We start from the raw sequence: 15602 nt of genomic DNA, 5'->3' as shown, positions 1-15602 counted from the left end.
GTTCGGGAACCGTCGGCGTGACGTGCACCACGGTCCCTCCCCGGCCGCAAGAGCACTTGGCCGAGCCCCCAGGAATATGCCTCCGCGAAAACAGCAGCACACCCAGCGTAGTTCGACGGATCCCAAGCGTTAAGAGGCGCAGTTCCGGATGGCGAGATTGTTGTCCGTACGGGAGTGCGGCGCTCCGGTGGCGTGCTCCGGCCGTGTGGCCGTGCGCCCGTGCGTGCGCTCTTCTCCGGCCAGATGGGGAGCGCTTCCATGGTGGGGCGTGGGTCGGCCCGCTGCGCTGGAGTCAGTGGGCTGGGGGACACCGCCGCCTCCATCCCCGCGGGCGGCGGACCGGTCCGGGAGGCGTATGCCGCCTCCCGGGCTGTGCGTGGGTGCCGTGGCGGGGTGGGGCGTGTTCGGCCATGGCTGAATTGGCCGAAAAGCGACCCCTCGAAAGTGTGCTCACAGCGCTCCACGTCGCCTTGTCGGTGCCGTTGCGGTATCAACAAGGGATCACTCAGGGCGCGTTCGCGCCGGTGCGAGCGCCGTCCGGGCTCCTCCCGTGCCCCTCTTGTGCGCCTCCTTCGTGGCAGCATGGGACCCCGGTCCCTCGGTTCCCGGGCGCACTGGTGCCGTTCACGGTCCCCGCACCCGGTTTCCGTATTCGGGCGGACCAGGTGCGGGCCGGTTCCTGCGCGTACCGGCCGTCCACAGCCTGTGGAGGCGGCGATGCGGTGGTTGGTGGGGTGGAGCAGTACCACCACGAGGCCTTCAGCCGCCCTCGGCACGGCGGGCGCCACCGGTGACGACGGCGAGACGCTGCACCCCGTGGGGTCCCAGCTCCTGTGGGGCGACCCCGACCCGCTGTGGGCCGTCGGCGACTGGCGCCCCGACGAGGTGCGCACGGTGAAGGCCGACGACCAGACCCGCATCGCCGTGCTCGGCACCTGCGGGGCCAGCGACGAGGAGCTGCGCGTCAGCCTGTTCGCGGCCCGCGGCGGCGCCCTGCGGCACCTGACGGCCTGGCCCGGCAGCTACACCGCCGTCGTCCAGGTCGGCCGCCGCGTGATGGTCGCCGGTGATCTGGCGGGCGCGCGGCCGGTGTTCCACACTCCCTGGGCGGACGGCACCGCGTACGCGACGGCCGCGCTGCCCCTGGCGGACCTCATCGAGGCCCACCTGGACATCGGGCACCTCGCGGCGCTGCTCGCGGCCCCCGACGTCCCGGAGGCGCTGCACGACTCGACCCCGTACCAGGACGTGCGCCGGGTGCCGCCGGGCCACGCGCTCATCCTCCGCGCGGGCGCACGGGAGATCGCCGGCTACGAACCCGTCGCCTCGCTCGCCGTCGCCGCGCCCGCCGCCGACGAGGCGGACGCCCTCGGCGGGGTCAGGGACGCCCTCGTCGACGCCGTACGCGCACGGCTGCGCGCGCCGCGCCACGTACCCGGAACGGACATCGACCCCGGGCCCGTGCCGGGCATGGGGCCCGCCGAGCGGCGGGCCGCCCGCGGCATGCCGGTGCCCGGCATCGGAGCCGACCTCTCCGGAGGGCCCGCGTCGGGGACCCTCGCCCTTCTCGCCGCCGGTCTGCCGGGCATGCCGGGAACGGTCCTCGGACACGGCACGGGGGCCGGTGAGCGGCTGCTCGCCGTCACCTTCAACGACCTGGTGACGGGCGGCCGCGAGGCCGAGCTGGAGCGGGCGGGCGTCATCGCCGCCAACCCGCGGCTGCACCACGTCGTCGTCGCCGCGGGCGAGGAGGCGCTTCCGTACGCCGACCTCGACGGCCCCCTGACGGACGAGCCGAGCGGCGTCATCGTCACCGCCCAGCGGCACCGCCTGCGGCTCGCCGCCGGCAGCGCCGACCACTTCACGGGCCACGGCGCCCGGCAGGTCCTCGACGCCCACCCGGCCCGCCTCGCCGACCTCCTGATGGACCGCAAGCGGCGGCACCTGGTGCGGCCCGTGACGGCCCTCGCCAAGGCCGAGGGCTCCGTCATGGTGCCCGCGCGCGTGTACGGGGCCGCGCGCAGACTCGCCCGCACGACGCACCGCGCGGGCGTCAAGGCGCTCGCCGATCGCCTCCTGCACCGCTCCTTCGACGAGCCCGGCGGGGCCGTGGGGGCCTCGCTCGCCGCCCTGGCCTGGGCCAGACCCGGGCCCGCCGCGCGCTGGCTCACCGGTGAGGCCCTCGCAGAAGTATCGGTTCGGCTCCAGGAGACGGCGATCCGGCCGGGGCCCGGGCCGGGCCAGCGCCCCGGCGAGTTCCGCGCGCGGGCGGCGCTGTTCAGGCACGCGGCGGATCTGCGCGTCCTTGAGCAGGCCGCAGAGGTCCGCTTCCAGCGGCTGCACGCGCCGTTCCTCGACAACCAGGTGGTACGCGCGTGCCGGGCGCTGCCGGAGTCCCTGCGGGTGCAGCCCGGTGCCCGGGCCGCCATCCTCCGTACGGTCCTGGAGGGCGCCGGTGTCACCGAACTCCCGCCCGGCTGGGGCGCCCCCTCGCACGCCTCCGCCGCGGCGGCCGCCCGTACGGGGCTCAGGGTCGCCGTGGACGGCCTCGTCGGCCTCTTCGACACGCCGCTGCTCGCGCAGGCGGGCCTGGTCGAGGCCCGCGTCGTCCGCAAGGCGCTGCGGGCCGCGGCGCAGGGCGAGCCCCTCCCCCTGGACGGCCTCGCCGACCTCGTCGCCGTGGAGGTCTGGCTGCGGCGGCTCCTCGCCCGCCGCGGCACCTGCTGGACGGGCACCCCGGCTCGGCAGCGGGCGGTGCCCACGGGGTCGGTGGTGCCGGAGCGGGGCGCGCTGGGCGCCGGCCGCTGAGGCTGTAGGGGGTCGGTTCGTCACCGCCGCGCGACCCTGAGCCAGCCCTACCTCCCCCCTGTGGGCAGCTGGTCCGCCCAGAGGGCGGAACGGGTGGGCACAGCCCACCCTTACGGTGCCCCCGTTGCAGGGGGAGGGGCACAACGCCCGGCCCGCAGTGCCCGCCGCGGTCCGGCGGCTACAGGAGGCAGGGGCAGGGGTGCGACCCGTACCGGGACCCGGCGGGGGCAGGGGTGCGTCCCGTACCGGGGCCGCCGGGCCAGGACACAATGGCCCCGTGCGGTACCGGATCCTGGGCGCCACGCAGGCGCACGACGACGAAGGGACACCCCTGCCCGTGGGAGGCCCCCGCCTGCGGGCGCTCCTCGCGGCACTGGCCCTGCGCCCCGACCGCACCGTCCCGGTGACCACCCTCATCGACGACATCTGGGCGGACAGTCCCCCCGCGGACGCCCCCGCCGCCCTCCAAGCCCTGGTGGGCCGCCTCCGCCGGGCCCTCGGCAGCCACACCGTCGTCTCCGGCCCCGGCGGCTACCGCCTCACCGCCACTCCCGACGACGTCGACCTGCACCGCTTCGAACGCCTCACCCGCGAGGGCACCGCCGCCCTGGACCGCGACGACCCGGCGACAGCCGCCCGCGTCCTCGGCGAAGCCCTGTCCCTGTGGCACGGCCCCGCCCTCGCCGACCTGCCCGACCGCACGGCGGCCACCCGCCCGGAGGCCCGCCGCCAGGAGGCCACCCGCGCGCGGGTCACGGCGGACCTGCTGCTCGGCCGCGGCACCGACGTACTGCCGGACCTGAAGGAACTCGTCGCCGACCACCCCTACGACGAGGCCCTGCGCGCCCAGCTCATCCGCGCCCTGCGCGACGCGGGCCGCGGCGCCGACGCGCTCGCCGCGTACGAGGACGCCCGCCGCACCCTCGCCGACGGCCTCGGCACCGACCCGGGCGAGGACCTGCGGGCCCTGCACGCCGAGTTGCTGGCGGCACCGACGGCAGCGGCGGCAGCAGGGCGTGCGATAGCCACCGGCGGCACAGCGGCCACCCCCGCCCCCCGGCCCCCCACCGACCGCAGGGGCAACCTCCGGCCCCGTCTGACGTCCTTCGTCGGGCGGGAACCCGAACTCGCCGCCATCCGTTCCGATCTGTGCGGAGCCCGCCTGGTCACGCTCACCGGCCCCGGCGGTTCCGGCAAGACCCGCCTCGCCGAGGAAGCCGCCGCCGGGCATCCGAGCGCGTGGCTGGCCGAGCTCGCCCCGCTCGACCGGCCGGAGGCGGTCCCCGGCGCGGTCGTCAGCGCGCTCGGCCTGCGCGAGGTCGTGCTGCGGACCAGCGAGCTGACCACCCCGCAGGGCGACCCGGTCGCCCAGCTCGTCGAGTACTGCGCCCAGCGCAGCCTGCTCCTGATCCTCGACAACTGCGAGCACGTCATCGGTGCCGCCGCCGAGTTGGCGGAGACCCTCCTCACCCGCTGCTCGGGGCTCACGGTCCTCGCGACCAGCCGCGAACCCCTGGGCGTGCCCGGTGAGCGCGTGCGCCCCGTCGAGCCGCTGCCGCCCGACCCCGCGCACCGCCTGTTCGCCGAGCGGGCCGCGGCCGTGCGCCCCGACTTCGACCCGGTCGGCCAGTCCGGGGCGGTCGCCGAGATCTGCCGCCGTCTCGACGGCCTGCCCCTGGCCATCGAGCTGGCCGCCGCCCGGCTGCGGCTGCTCACGCCCCGGCAGATCGCCGACCGCCTCGACGACCGCTTCCGCCTGCTCACCAACGGCGCCCGCACGGTCCTGCCGCGCCAGCAGACCCTGCGTGCCGTCGTCGACTGGTCCTGGGACCTGCTCGACGCCGCCGAGCGCACGGTGCTGCGCGAGGTGTCCGTCTTCGCGGGCGGCTGGGACCTGGAGGCCGCCGAGGCGGTCTGCTCCGGCCCCGCGGCGGACCTCGTCGGCGCCCTCGTCGACAAGTCCCTGGTCGTCGCCACGCCGTACGATCCCGCGTACCCCGATGCCACGGACCCCGATGCCACGGACCCCGGCGGGCCGGGCCCCGGCATGCGCTACCGCCTCCTGGAGACCATCCACGAGTACGCGGGGGAGCGCGCGGCCGAAGCCACCGCCCTGCGCGCCAGGGCCGAGCGGCGCCACGCCGCCTACTTCCTCGCGCTCGCCGAGACCGCCGAGCCGCGGCTGCGTTCCGCCGAGCAGATGCCGTGGATCCACCGCCTGGAGACCGAGCTCGACAATCTGCGCGCGGTGCTCCAGCGCGCCGTGGAGTCCCGCGACGAGGACCTCGCCCTCGCGCTGTCCCTGGCCCTCGGCTGGTTCTGGTGGCTGCGCAACTACCGCGTGGAGGGGTCGGAGTGGGCCGAGAGGGTGCTCACCCTGACCGCGCCGCCGGAGGCGGACGGCACGACCGGGACCGGCCGGGCCGCGCGGGGCGGGAGTGCCAGGAGCGACAGAGCCGACAGAGGTGACAGGGGCGACAGGGGCGACGAGGGCAGCGGCACGGGCCGCCCCGGTGCGTCGTCGCCGTTCGCCGTGGGAGCCGCCGGGCTCGACGCGGACCTGGACGCCCACCGCGCGGACGAGGACGCCCCGCGGTTCTGGCCGCGCATGAGCCTGCGGTTGCTGCATGTGTTCCTGACGGTGGAGTCGAGGCCCACGGAGGCGCTGCGCGGCGAACGGGACAAGGCGTACATCCTGCGGGTGCGGGACGTGTTCACCCGGCCGGTGCCCGCGAGCGGCCGCTTCCCTGGACTGGTGTGGCCGTTCACGCTGTACTTCGTCGAGGAGGCCAGCGAGGTACTGGCGTATCTGGACCGGGCGACCGCCAACTGCCGTCGCTTCGGCGGCGACTGGGAGGTCGCGATCACCCTGATGTTCCGGGTGCACACCGCCGTGGACCAGCAGGGCAGCCTCCTCGAGGTCGACAGGGACCTGGCGGAGCTGCGGGAGCTGAGCCGGCGGGTGGGCGACCGGTGGCTGCGCGCGCAGGTGTGCGGCGCGGCCGGCGAGGCGGCGATGGCACGCAGCCTGCACGAGGAGGCACGGCAGCAGTACGAGGAGGCCCTGCGGCTCGCGTACGAGGTGGGCGCCTACGCCGAGGGCCCCTTCCTGATCGCCAGGATCGCGGAGATCGCCTATCGGACGGGTGACCGCGACCTCGCCGAGAGGGGCTGGGAGGCGTCCTCCGCGGCGGCCGAGCAGTACGGCGTGATCGACTCCCGGGCCTTCGTCTGCCTGATGCGAGCCGACATGGCGCTGCGCGACGGCGATGTGGAGCGGGCGCGAACCCTGTGCGACGCCGCCCGTGACGAGGCGGCGCGCGGGACCCCGCCGCCGCAGTTCACCGCGGGCCTCGGCGCGGTCCGGGCACGGGTCACGGCGGCCGAGTCCGGGCCCGGAGCCGGACTCGCCGTCCTGGTCGACGTCCTGCCGCAGGCGCTGCGCACCCGCTGCTCGGAAGCGGTCGTCGCCACCTTGGTGGACGGGGCGGCCGCGCTCACGTCCCGTTCCGGCGACCACGCGCGCGCGGCAAGGCTCCTGGCGTTCGCGACCCGCTGGCGCGGGGGCCTCGCACGGCCCATGCCGGAGCGGGCCGACATCGAACACACGGAGCGGGAGATCGGCGCGGCGCTCGGCGAGAGCGCCCACGGACGCGAGTCGGCCGCGGGGCGCGCGCTGACCATGGAACAGGCCCTCGAGGAACTGGCGGCCGCGGCCCGCCGCGCCGCCCCCGGAGGGTCTACTCGCAGCTGAGCCGTGACTGGGCCCAGCCCGCGAGGGCCACCGTGTCGAACGCCGTGTGGGGCTCCACGACCAGGCGGATCGTCCTGCGTCCGGTCAGCGCGACCCGTACGGGCACCGCCGGGTCGCCGCCCCTGACCAGCGGGGAGCGCCACAGCCGTACCCCGTCGGCGTACACGGAGAAGCGCACCTTGCCGAGCCCCATCGTCATGTCGTCCACGCCCACGAGCGCGTCGTAGGTCGAGCAGGTGCGGTTGAGGTCGATGGTGACCGAGGACCTGCCGTGCACGGTGACGCCGTGGCCGTAGTGCTTGTCGCCGATGTCCATGCCCTGGCGCTGCCACACCCAGCTGCTCTCGCCGAGCCGCATCTCGGGCTCGGTGCCGTCGCCGAAGAGCCCGTACTTCAGCTCGTTCCAGTGGTAGACGGCCGGGGCCGGGGCCGGTGGCCGCGGGGGCGTCGGCTTCGGCCGGGGCTTCGACGGGGTGGGCGTCGGCTTCGGCGGGGCGGGCGGGGGCGGCGGCTCGGGCCGTGGCCGCTTCGGCGGCGGCTTCGGCTTCGGGGTCGGCTCGGGGGTCGGCTCGGGAGTGGGTCTCGGCTTCGGCCGCTGGGCGGGCTCGGGCGCGGGCCTGGGCCTCGCCACCGGGGCGGGGGGTTTCGGCTTCGGCTCGGCCTTGGGGGGCGGCGGCTGGGGGTTGCCCGGCAGGCGGGGTTCGACCGCGGGGGGTTTGGCCGCGGGTTTCTCCTCGGGCTTCGGGTCACCGGCGAGCGCGAGAGCCGCCGCGACCGCGGCCGCGACGACGACTCCCGCGGCGATGGCGGCCTTGGCGGGCGCGCCGAGCCCCTCGGAGGCAGCCGCGCCCCCGGCCGAACCGCCACCGCCCGCCGCGGCCCCCGCGGCTCCCGCCGCGCCCGCGCTCGCGCCGCCGCCGACGAGCGCGGCCACCTTCGCGTACCCGGCGGTGCCGAACCAGCCGATGACGGCGATCGGCACGACCCCGGGGATGCCGCTCGCGACTTCCTTGATCTGACCCGCGGCCAGGCGGCAGTCGGCGCACTCCTCCAGATGCTTGCGCAGCCCCCGTTCGGCGCGGGTGCGCAGGCCGCCGCGGGCGTAGGCGCCGAGCCGGTCCGCGTAGCGCGCGCACTCCTCGTTCTCGGTGCGGGTGGCGCTCACATGTGCCTGGAGGTAGGCCTGCTTGAGGCCCTCGCGGGCGCGGCTCGCCAGCACCCGGGTGCCGTTGGCGTCCAGGCCGAAGAGCGTGGCGACCTCGCTCGGCGACTCGTCCTCGACCTCGGTGTGCCACAGCACGGCCTGCCAGCGCTCGGGCAGGCTGCGGAAGGCCCGCATGGCGAGCGACTGCTCGGCCTCGTGCATGGCGCGCACATCGGCGCCGAGCTCCAGCGTGTCGTCGTCGAGCGCGTCGGAGCCACGGGAGGCCTGGGCGGCGAAGACCGCGAAGTCGTCGACCAGTTGCTCCCGCTTCGCCGACCTCGTCCAGCCGGCCGCGACGCGCCGCACCGTGGTCAGCAGATAGGCACGCACCGCGTGCTCGGGCCCGGACCCGGACCGTACGGCCGCCAGCATCCGTGCGAAGACCTCGGCCGTGAGGTCGTCGGCGGTGTGGGCGTCGCGGCAGCAGGTGCGGGCGTAGCGGCGGACGGCTTCGGCGTGCCTGCGGTACAGCTCCTCGTACGCCGAGTCGTCGCCCGCCCGCATCCGGCCGATCAGGTCGGCGTCGGGCGGCGGGATCTCCCGGGAACCGGACCGCGCGCCCGGGACGCCGGCCTGCGCACCCGCGGCGGGCCCGCCCACCGGACCGTCGTGCTCGGGGCCGCGCTCGCGCTGACTGGGCACGCTGGGGTCGGGTCCGGGACCCGCGGGTCCCGCGCCCGAGGCTCCGCCGCCACCGCCGGGACCGCCCTGGTTCGGCACCTGCCGGTGCGGGGACCCTCCCGGCTCACCCCCGCCGGGGGTGGGCTCGTCCCGCCCGTCGACACTCATCGCGGAAAGCCTCCGCACGCACACTCGGACCCGAACACCGGGCAAGAGTGCCACAGGGCCGCGCTCCGTCGAATAGCGCCGACGGGCAGTCACCCGTCCGGGGTGGGTTCCCGGAATCGGGGGCTACTGTTCACCCGTTCGGGGCAAGCTCAACCCCCGTCGTACAAACGAGGGTTGAGCACCCCGAAGGCGATGTTCCGCTACGGCGGGCCCGGCCTTCCGCTGCGAAAGCCGGGCCTTCCGCTACGAGGGCCGGGACCGGAGCCCCTCCAGCAGGATGTCGAGCAGCCGCGACGAAGCCGCCGCCTGCTGTGCCGCATCCGGCAGCGAGGGCGCCGCCGTGGCTATCACGAGCAGCACGTCCGACACGGTCACGTCCGCGCGCAGCTCACCCGCGGCCCGTGCCCGCTCCACGAGGCGTCCCACGACGTCGAGCAGCGCCGAGGCGCCCGCGTCGTCGTGCTCCACCGCCGGCGCCGTCCGCTGCTCCACGAGGCGCAGCTCCGGCGACGACGACAGCGAGGACACCTGCCGCTGCTGCGGCACCCGGGCTCCGGGCGCGTCGGCGCCCTCGGCCACGTCGTCGACCCCGACGCGCAGCACCTGCGGCGGCAGCAGCCGCCCCGCGCCCGAGGCCACGGACGTCCGCAGGAAGCGCGAGAGCGCCGACCACGGCTCGTCCTCCTGGCCCAGTGCCGCCCGGGCCTGTTCCGTCAGCCGGGAGGTCTCCTCCTCGGCTATCCGTCGCACCAGTACGTCCTTGCTGGGGAAGCGGCGGTAGACCGTGCCCACTCCCACGCGGGCGCGCCGCGCCACGTCCTCCATCGGCGCGCCGTACCCCAGCTCTCCGAATACCTCACGGGCCGCCCTCAACACGTGTTCGAGATTGCGCTGCGCATCCACGCGCAGCGGTGTCGAACGCGGTCCGTCGCTGAGCTCGCGGCCGTTTCCACCGTGGGCGACGGCGGCAGCCGACGCTGTGGCAGAAGTCCAGTGAGTGTCCTGAATGTGCATATACGTTCCCCCGGTAATGACGTCTCCCCCCGGAGACTCTCCCCGCCATACTTGAACGGCGTGTGAGAGCGAGCTCCTACGCGAGTCCGACAAACCGGACCCGACGAGCGCATCCCCCGACACCCCGACGTCACACGAACATAGTTGAGCCAGAGTCAATTCAGAAGAGGTGGGTTCCGCACACAGCGCCCCCCGATCGGAGTACGCACCGGTTCCCACCCGATTGCACCCCGCACAACCACCCCGGCACTCCGCTCTGACCTGCACACATTCCACCCGCACCGACGGCGGGACCACACGGTCGCACCACTCGCTTCCGGTCATACAAATTGTCGAGCCTGTGGACAAACACGAAGTGCGGGTGCGTCATGGGATGGTGACGGAACCTGTGCGCATTCTCGTTGTCGGTGGTGGCTACGTCGGGATGTACACCGCGCTGAGCCTCCAGCGGAAACTGAAGCCGGAGCTCAAGCACGGCGAAGTGGAGATCGTGGTGATCTCACCCGATCCCTATATGACGTACCAGCCGTTCCTGCCCGAAGCGGCGGCGGGATCGATCTCACCCCGCCATGTCGTCGTACCGCTGCGCCGCGTCCTCGGCGCCTGCCGGGTGATCGTCGGCGAGGTGCGGGCGATCGACCACGCCAAGCGCACGGCGTCCTTCACGACCCTCGCCACCGCCGAGGAGGGCACGGGCCCCCTGGACATCGCGTACGACGAACTGGTCCTCGCCCCCGGCTCCGTCTCCCGCACCCTGCCCGTCCCCGGCCTCGCCGACCACGGCATCGGCTTCAAGACCGTCGAAGAGGCCATCGGCCTGCGCAACCACGTCATCGAGCAGATGGACATCGCCTCCTCCACCCGCGACCCCGCCGTCCGCGACGCCGCGCTGACCTTCGTCTTCGTAGGCGGCGGCTACGCGGGCGTGGAGGCGCTCGGCGAGCTGGAGAACATGGCCCGCTACGCCGCGCGGTACTACCACAACGTCAAGCCCGAGGACATGAAGTGGATCCTCGTCGAGGCCTCCGGGCGGATCCTGCCCGAGGTCGGCGCGGAGATGGGCAAGTACACCGTCAGCCAGCTGCGCAAACGCAACATCGACGTACGCCTGGAGACGCGCCTCGACAGCTGCGAGGACCGGGTCGCCGTGCTCAGCGACGGCGCCCGCTTCCCCACCCGCACGGTCGTGTGGACCGCGGGCGTCAAACCGCACCCCCTGCTCACCGCCACCGATCTGCCCCGCAACGAACGCGGCCGCTTGAAGTGCACCGCCGAACTCGCCGTCGAGGGCGCACCCCACGCGTGGGCGGCCGGTGACGCCGCCGCCGTCCCCGACGTCACCGCGGACGAACCCGGCAAGGAGTGCGCGCCCAACGCCCAGCACGCCGTGCGCCAGGCCAAGGTCCTCGGCGAGAACATCGCCGCTTCCCTGCGGAAGCAGCCCCTCCAGGAGTACGCGCACGCATACGTCGGCTCCGTGGCGTCCCTCGGGCTGCACAAGGGCGTCGCCCACGTCTACGGACGCAAGCTCAGGGGCTACCCCGCCTGGTTCATGCACCGCGTCTACCACCTGAGCCGGGTGCCGACCGTCAACCGCAAGTCCCGGGTGCTCGCCGAGTGGGTCCTGTCCGGCCTCTTCAAGCGGGAGATCGTCTCCCTGGGGTCGCTCGAACATCCCCGTGCGGAGTTCGAACTCGCGGCCGGGGGCGAGCGGCCGAAGGAGTCGTGAACACTCCGTACAGGAACTCCGCAAGCGGGTCCGGCGTCTGACGGATGTCAGTCCTGTCGGCCAGACTGTGCGTGTGACCATGATGGGCGGTGCACACCTCAAGAAGGCGAGCCGCTCCACGCCCCGCAGTGCTCCGCAGTCCCACGCAGTGCCCCGCAGTCCCACGCAGTGCCCCGCAGCCCTACGCAGTGCCCCGCAGTGCCATGCAGTGTCTTCCCGGGAGGCGGCGTCGACAGCAGCCGCGCCACCGGCCGGACCCCCGGCCGGCCCACCCCGCCCGATCCAGAAGCGACACCACGAGGCCTACCGCAGTGAACTTCACGCGCTGGAGCGCCCGGCTCCCCGGAACACAGCGCCGCGCAGCGGCGCGCACCGAGACCGGCGGATCACCGGCACAGCGGGGCGAGAGCTCCGTCCCCGCGGCCCGCGCCGAGCGCCTCGCGGACACGCCCGCCGCCGGCGTCGACGAACTGCCGGCCCGCGAGGTGCTCGACCGCATCCCGGCCCTCGTCGCGCTCGTGCACGGCCCCGAGCACCGCGTCGCGTACACCAACGACGCGTACGCCGCCGCGTTCGGCGCCCGGCCCCTCGGCACGCCCGCGCGCGAGGCGCTGCCGGAGCTGGCCGAGGTCGGCCTGCTGCCGCTCCTCGACCAGGTCCTGCGCAGCGCGAGACCGCGCACGGTCAAGTCCCGCAAGGCCCCCGGCGGCCGCTCGTACACCTTCACCTGCACCCCGGTCGCGCTGCCGCTCGGCGCCGCCGCGGGCGACGGCTCGGGCGGCGTCCTGGTCTTCGCCGCCGACGTCACCGACCACGCCGAGGCCGCCGAACGCCTGCGCGCCAGCGAACGCAGCCAGCGCGAGACCGCCGTCACCCTGCAACGCTCCCTCCTGCCCCAGGAGTTGGAGCAGCCCGACGACCTGCGCATCGCCGCCACGTACCAACCGGGCGGCACGGACGCCGCGGTCGGCGGCGACTGGTACGACGTGATCACCCTCGGCGGCGGCCGCACCGCGCTGGTCATCGGCGACGTCATGGGGCGCGGCGTGCGCGCGGCCGCCGTCATGGGCCAGCTGCGCACCGCCGTGCGCGCCTACGCCCGTCTGGACCTGCCGCCGCACGAGGTCCTCCAGCTCCTTGACGGCCTCGCCGCGGAGATCGACGCCAGCCAGATCGCCACCTGCGTGTACGCGGTGCACGACCCGAACGAGGGCAGCCTCACGTACGCGTCGGCCGGTCATCTGCCGATCCTCGTCCGCGACGAGAACGGCACGATCCACCGCGCGGAGGAGCCCACGGGCCCGCCGCTCGGCACCGGCGGCTGGCTGCACGCATCCGGCTCGGTGCCGCTCGGCCCCGGCTCCACCGCCGTGCTCTACACCGACGGCCTGGTCGAGCGCCGCAGTGAGGACATCGACGAGGGCGTGGCCGCCCTGGAGCGCGCCCTGGCCGGGGCCACCGGCACGCCCCAGGTGGTCTGCGACCGCCTCATCCGCGCCCTGGGCGTGACCGCCGACCACGACGACGATGTGGCGGTCCTCGTCCTCCAGCAGCCCTCCCGTACGGGTGTGCACGCGGAGCTGTTCCGCAATGCCGCCCTGGAGCTGCTCGGTGGTGTGGAGGCGGCCCCACGCGCGCGTGCCTTCGCCACCGGCGTGCTCGCCAGCTGGCGCTTCCCGCCCGACCTGCACGACCTCGGCGTCCTCGCGGCCAGCGAACTCGTCGCCAACTCGCTCCAGCACGGCACACCGCCGATGCGCCTGCGGCTGCGCCGCACGGACCGCCGACTGATCATCGAGGTCACCGACGGCGACGACCACCTGCCGCGGCGCCGCCGCGCCGAGCCCGCCGACGAGGCGGGCCGTGGCATCGCCATCGTCGCCACGATCGCCTCGAACTGGGGCTCGCGGCGCACGCCGGGCGGCGGCAAGGCGGTCTGGTGCGAGTTCGCGCTGCCGCGCGCCCAGGCGACCCGCTAGGGCCTGTCGGACGACGCAGGCCCTAGGAGTGCGCGGCGACGTTCTCCGGAGCGTCCGGTGAGCCCTGCGCCACCACGCGGCTCTGCTGCTGGTACGGGTGGTTCTGCGCCGGGCTGAGGTGGCGCCCGAGGCGCAGCGCGAGCACGGTGATGCCGAGCGAGAAGAGCAGGAACGTCACTACGTACGGAGCGTGCAGCGTGGCACCCATCGGGCCGCCCACGGCCGGTCCGACCGCCAGGGCGAGCTGCTTGACCAGGGCGAAGGCCGAGTTGTACCGGCCGACCATCGACTCCGGCGCCAGATCGGCGACCAGCGGCGCCACGGTCGGCGCGAGCATCGTCTCGCCGATGCCGAAGAGCGCGTACGTGGAGATGAACGCGGCGGTCGCCATGGCCTGGCTGCCCTGGCCCGTGCCCGCGTACCCGGCGGCGATCCACGCCACCGCCCAGATGAGGCCGACGGCGGCGATCACCTGCGAGCGCTTGCGGCGCTCGACGAACCGCAGGACCGCGAACTGGGCGATCACGATGGCGCCGGTGTTGGCGGCCAGGGCGATGCCGAGCGTCGACGGGGAGATGCCCGCCGCTTCCACGCCGTACGCCGAAAGGCCCGACTCGAACTGGCCGTAGCAGGCGAAGAACAGGACGAACCCGAGGACGCACAGCTGGAGCATCACGGGGTTGCGGAACACGTCCCTGATGCTGCCGCCGGACTGCGGCGTGGTGTCCGCGATGCGCGGGGAGCGGGGGATGCGGGTCGTCAGCATGACGCCGATGAGCACCAGGAAGATGACGGTCTCGATGGCGAACAACAGGGTGAAGTCGCTCGGCCGCTCGTGCTTGACGAGCTGGCCGCCGATCAGGCCGCCGACGCCGAGGCCCAGGTTCTGTAGGAAGAACTGCATGGCGAAGGCGCGCGAGCGGGTGTCGGGGGTGGAGCACTCCACGATCATCGTGGCGAGCGCGGGCTGCATCACGGCCTGCCCGGCGCCGAGCGCTCCGGCCGAGGCAAGGACCAGCGGCGCGCTGTCGGCGAGACCCAGGCTGAGCGAGCCGACGGCGGCGGCGAGCAGCGCCGCCACCAGCACGGGCAGCGGCCCGCGCCGGTCGATGGCCCGCCCGGAGAAGGGGAGCACGATGAGCGCGGCCACGGCGAACGTGGCGAGCACGAGACCCGCTGTCACCGCGCCGAGGTCCCGCACCTGCGCCACGTAGACGTACAGGAAGGGGACGGTAAAGCCGAGACCGAACGCACTCAGCGCGTTGCCCACGTGGATCCGGCGCATCGCGCCCGTCGCCATGGTCACTTCTCACCTGCCTTAGGAGTGAAGACTTCGAAGCTAAAGTTAGGATCTAAACAATACACATCGAAGGACTTCAACGGCAAGGGACCCCGTGCCATACTGCGGCCATGGGCGATACCCCCGGCCCCTCGGAGCCGACACTCGAAGAGCAGATCGCCGCCTATCAGCGGGAGTTCCAGGACCTCGACCCCCAGGTCGAGAAGATCGTCTCGGCCCTCGGGCGGCTCAACCGCCGTATGAACGTCGCGTACGGCCGCCAGACCGCGACGCTGGACATCAGCAACGCGGAGTGGGAGGTCCTCAAGGCCCTGGTCCTGTCCGGCGCTCCCTACCGCATGGGCCCCGGCGAACTGGCCAAGCGCCTCGGCCTCACGCCGGCCGCGATGACCCACCGCATCGACCGCATGGTCAGCGAGGGCCTGGTCACCCGTGAGCGCGACGAGTCCAACCGCGTCCGCGTGATCGTCGAGCTGACCGCGGAGGGCCGCGAGAAGTGGCTGGAGGCGATGCGCCTCGCCACGGTCTTCGAGGAGGACCTCCTCCAGGACCTCTCCCCGGAGGAGCGCGCGGTCCTCGGCGAGGTGCTCACCCGACTCCTCCGCCGCGTGGAGGACGCCCAGCCGGACGCGGGCGGACGTCTCAGCGATCTCGACTGAATCCGAGGAGACCCTCCTCCCGCAGCCTGCTGGAGCCCCTGACCGGGGGAGCTTGACAGTCACCTGGGCGACCCGTAAGGTTCTTCGGGTTGCCGCCGGGCCGTAACGGTTCTGCGACAGCCACTTCCGCCGCTCACGCGGCCACTCAAACCACCTGCACGATCTCCTCACGGGACTGCTTTCGGCGCGCCCGAATGCATTCCCCGGATCCTGTCGCGACCGGTAAACGGCCCGATTAGGAACCGCCGGGAGAATCCGCTAAAGTTTGGGACGTCGGAACGGCCCAACAGCCGGAAAGACACCCCCGGTTGACTGGGAATCAGGCCCGAAAGGATCTGATAGAGTCGACACCGCCGGAAGGCCGAA

The 15602-nt window shown here is 74.1% G+C and carries 8 protein-coding genes; 5 read left to right on the top strand and 3 right to left on the bottom strand.

Annotation, left to right across the window (positions count from 1 at the left end; translation table 11 throughout):
* The first annotated feature begins 717 nt into the window (after positions 1-717).
* Positions 718-2808: an asparagine synthase-related protein gene (locus tag ACH4DX_RS34645; protein WP_398158030.1), complete on the top strand. Its 2091-nt coding sequence runs from the start codon at positions 718-720 to the stop codon at positions 2806-2808.
* A 277-nt stretch (positions 2809-3085) separates the two neighbouring features.
* Positions 3086-6562, top strand: coding sequence for an AfsR/SARP family transcriptional regulator (locus ACH4DX_RS34640; RefSeq protein WP_398158029.1), 3477 nt, complete (start codon positions 3086-3088; stop codon positions 6560-6562).
* Here ACH4DX_RS34640 and ACH4DX_RS34635 read toward each other — a convergent pair.
* Both ACH4DX_RS34635 and ACH4DX_RS34630 read right to left on the bottom strand, forming a co-directional pair.
* Positions 6549-8555 (bottom strand): sigma-70 family RNA polymerase sigma factor, encoded by a 2007-nt coding sequence (locus ACH4DX_RS34635; RefSeq protein ID WP_398158028.1) that lies wholly within the window; start codon positions 8553-8555, stop codon positions 6549-6551. The genes ACH4DX_RS34640 and ACH4DX_RS34635 overlap by 14 nt on opposite strands.
* Before the next feature lie 243 nt (positions 8556-8798).
* Entirely contained in the window at positions 8799-9569 is a 771-nt protein-coding gene (locus ACH4DX_RS34630; RefSeq protein ID WP_398123527.1) for a TetR/AcrR family transcriptional regulator, read from the bottom strand.
* Positions 9570-9942: 373 nt separating this feature from the next.
* Here ACH4DX_RS34630 and ACH4DX_RS34625 point away from each other — a divergent pair, with 373 nt between their 5' ends.
* Positions 9943-11298: an NAD(P)/FAD-dependent oxidoreductase gene (locus tag ACH4DX_RS34625; protein ID WP_398123528.1), complete on the top strand. Its 1356-nt coding sequence runs from the start codon at positions 9943-9945 to the stop codon at positions 11296-11298.
* Between the two features lie 311 nt (positions 11299-11609).
* Positions 11610-13277 (top strand): SpoIIE family protein phosphatase, encoded by a 1668-nt coding sequence (locus ACH4DX_RS34620; protein ID WP_398158027.1) that lies wholly within the window; start codon positions 11610-11612, stop codon positions 13275-13277.
* Positions 13278-13299: 22 nt separating this feature from the next.
* Here ACH4DX_RS34620 and ACH4DX_RS34615 read toward each other — a convergent pair whose 3' ends face one another.
* Positions 13300-14577, bottom strand: coding sequence for an MFS transporter (locus ACH4DX_RS34615; protein WP_398158026.1), 1278 nt, complete (start codon positions 14575-14577; stop codon positions 13300-13302).
* Between the two features lie 110 nt (positions 14578-14687).
* Between ACH4DX_RS34615 and ACH4DX_RS34610 the strand changes: the two genes are divergently transcribed.
* Complete coding sequence (locus ACH4DX_RS34610) at positions 14688-15236, top strand: MarR family winged helix-turn-helix transcriptional regulator (RefSeq protein WP_398158025.1); 549 nt, start codon at positions 14688-14690, stop codon at positions 15234-15236.
* The last annotated feature ends 366 nt before the right edge of the window (positions 15237-15602 follow it).

Source organism: Streptomyces sp. NPDC017940 (assembly GCF_044328435.1).
GTDB lineage: Bacteria > Actinomycetota > Actinomycetes > Streptomycetales > Streptomycetaceae > Streptomyces.
Note: the sequence above shows the minus strand (reverse complement) of the source record. Positions and strands in the feature narration are given on the sequence as shown.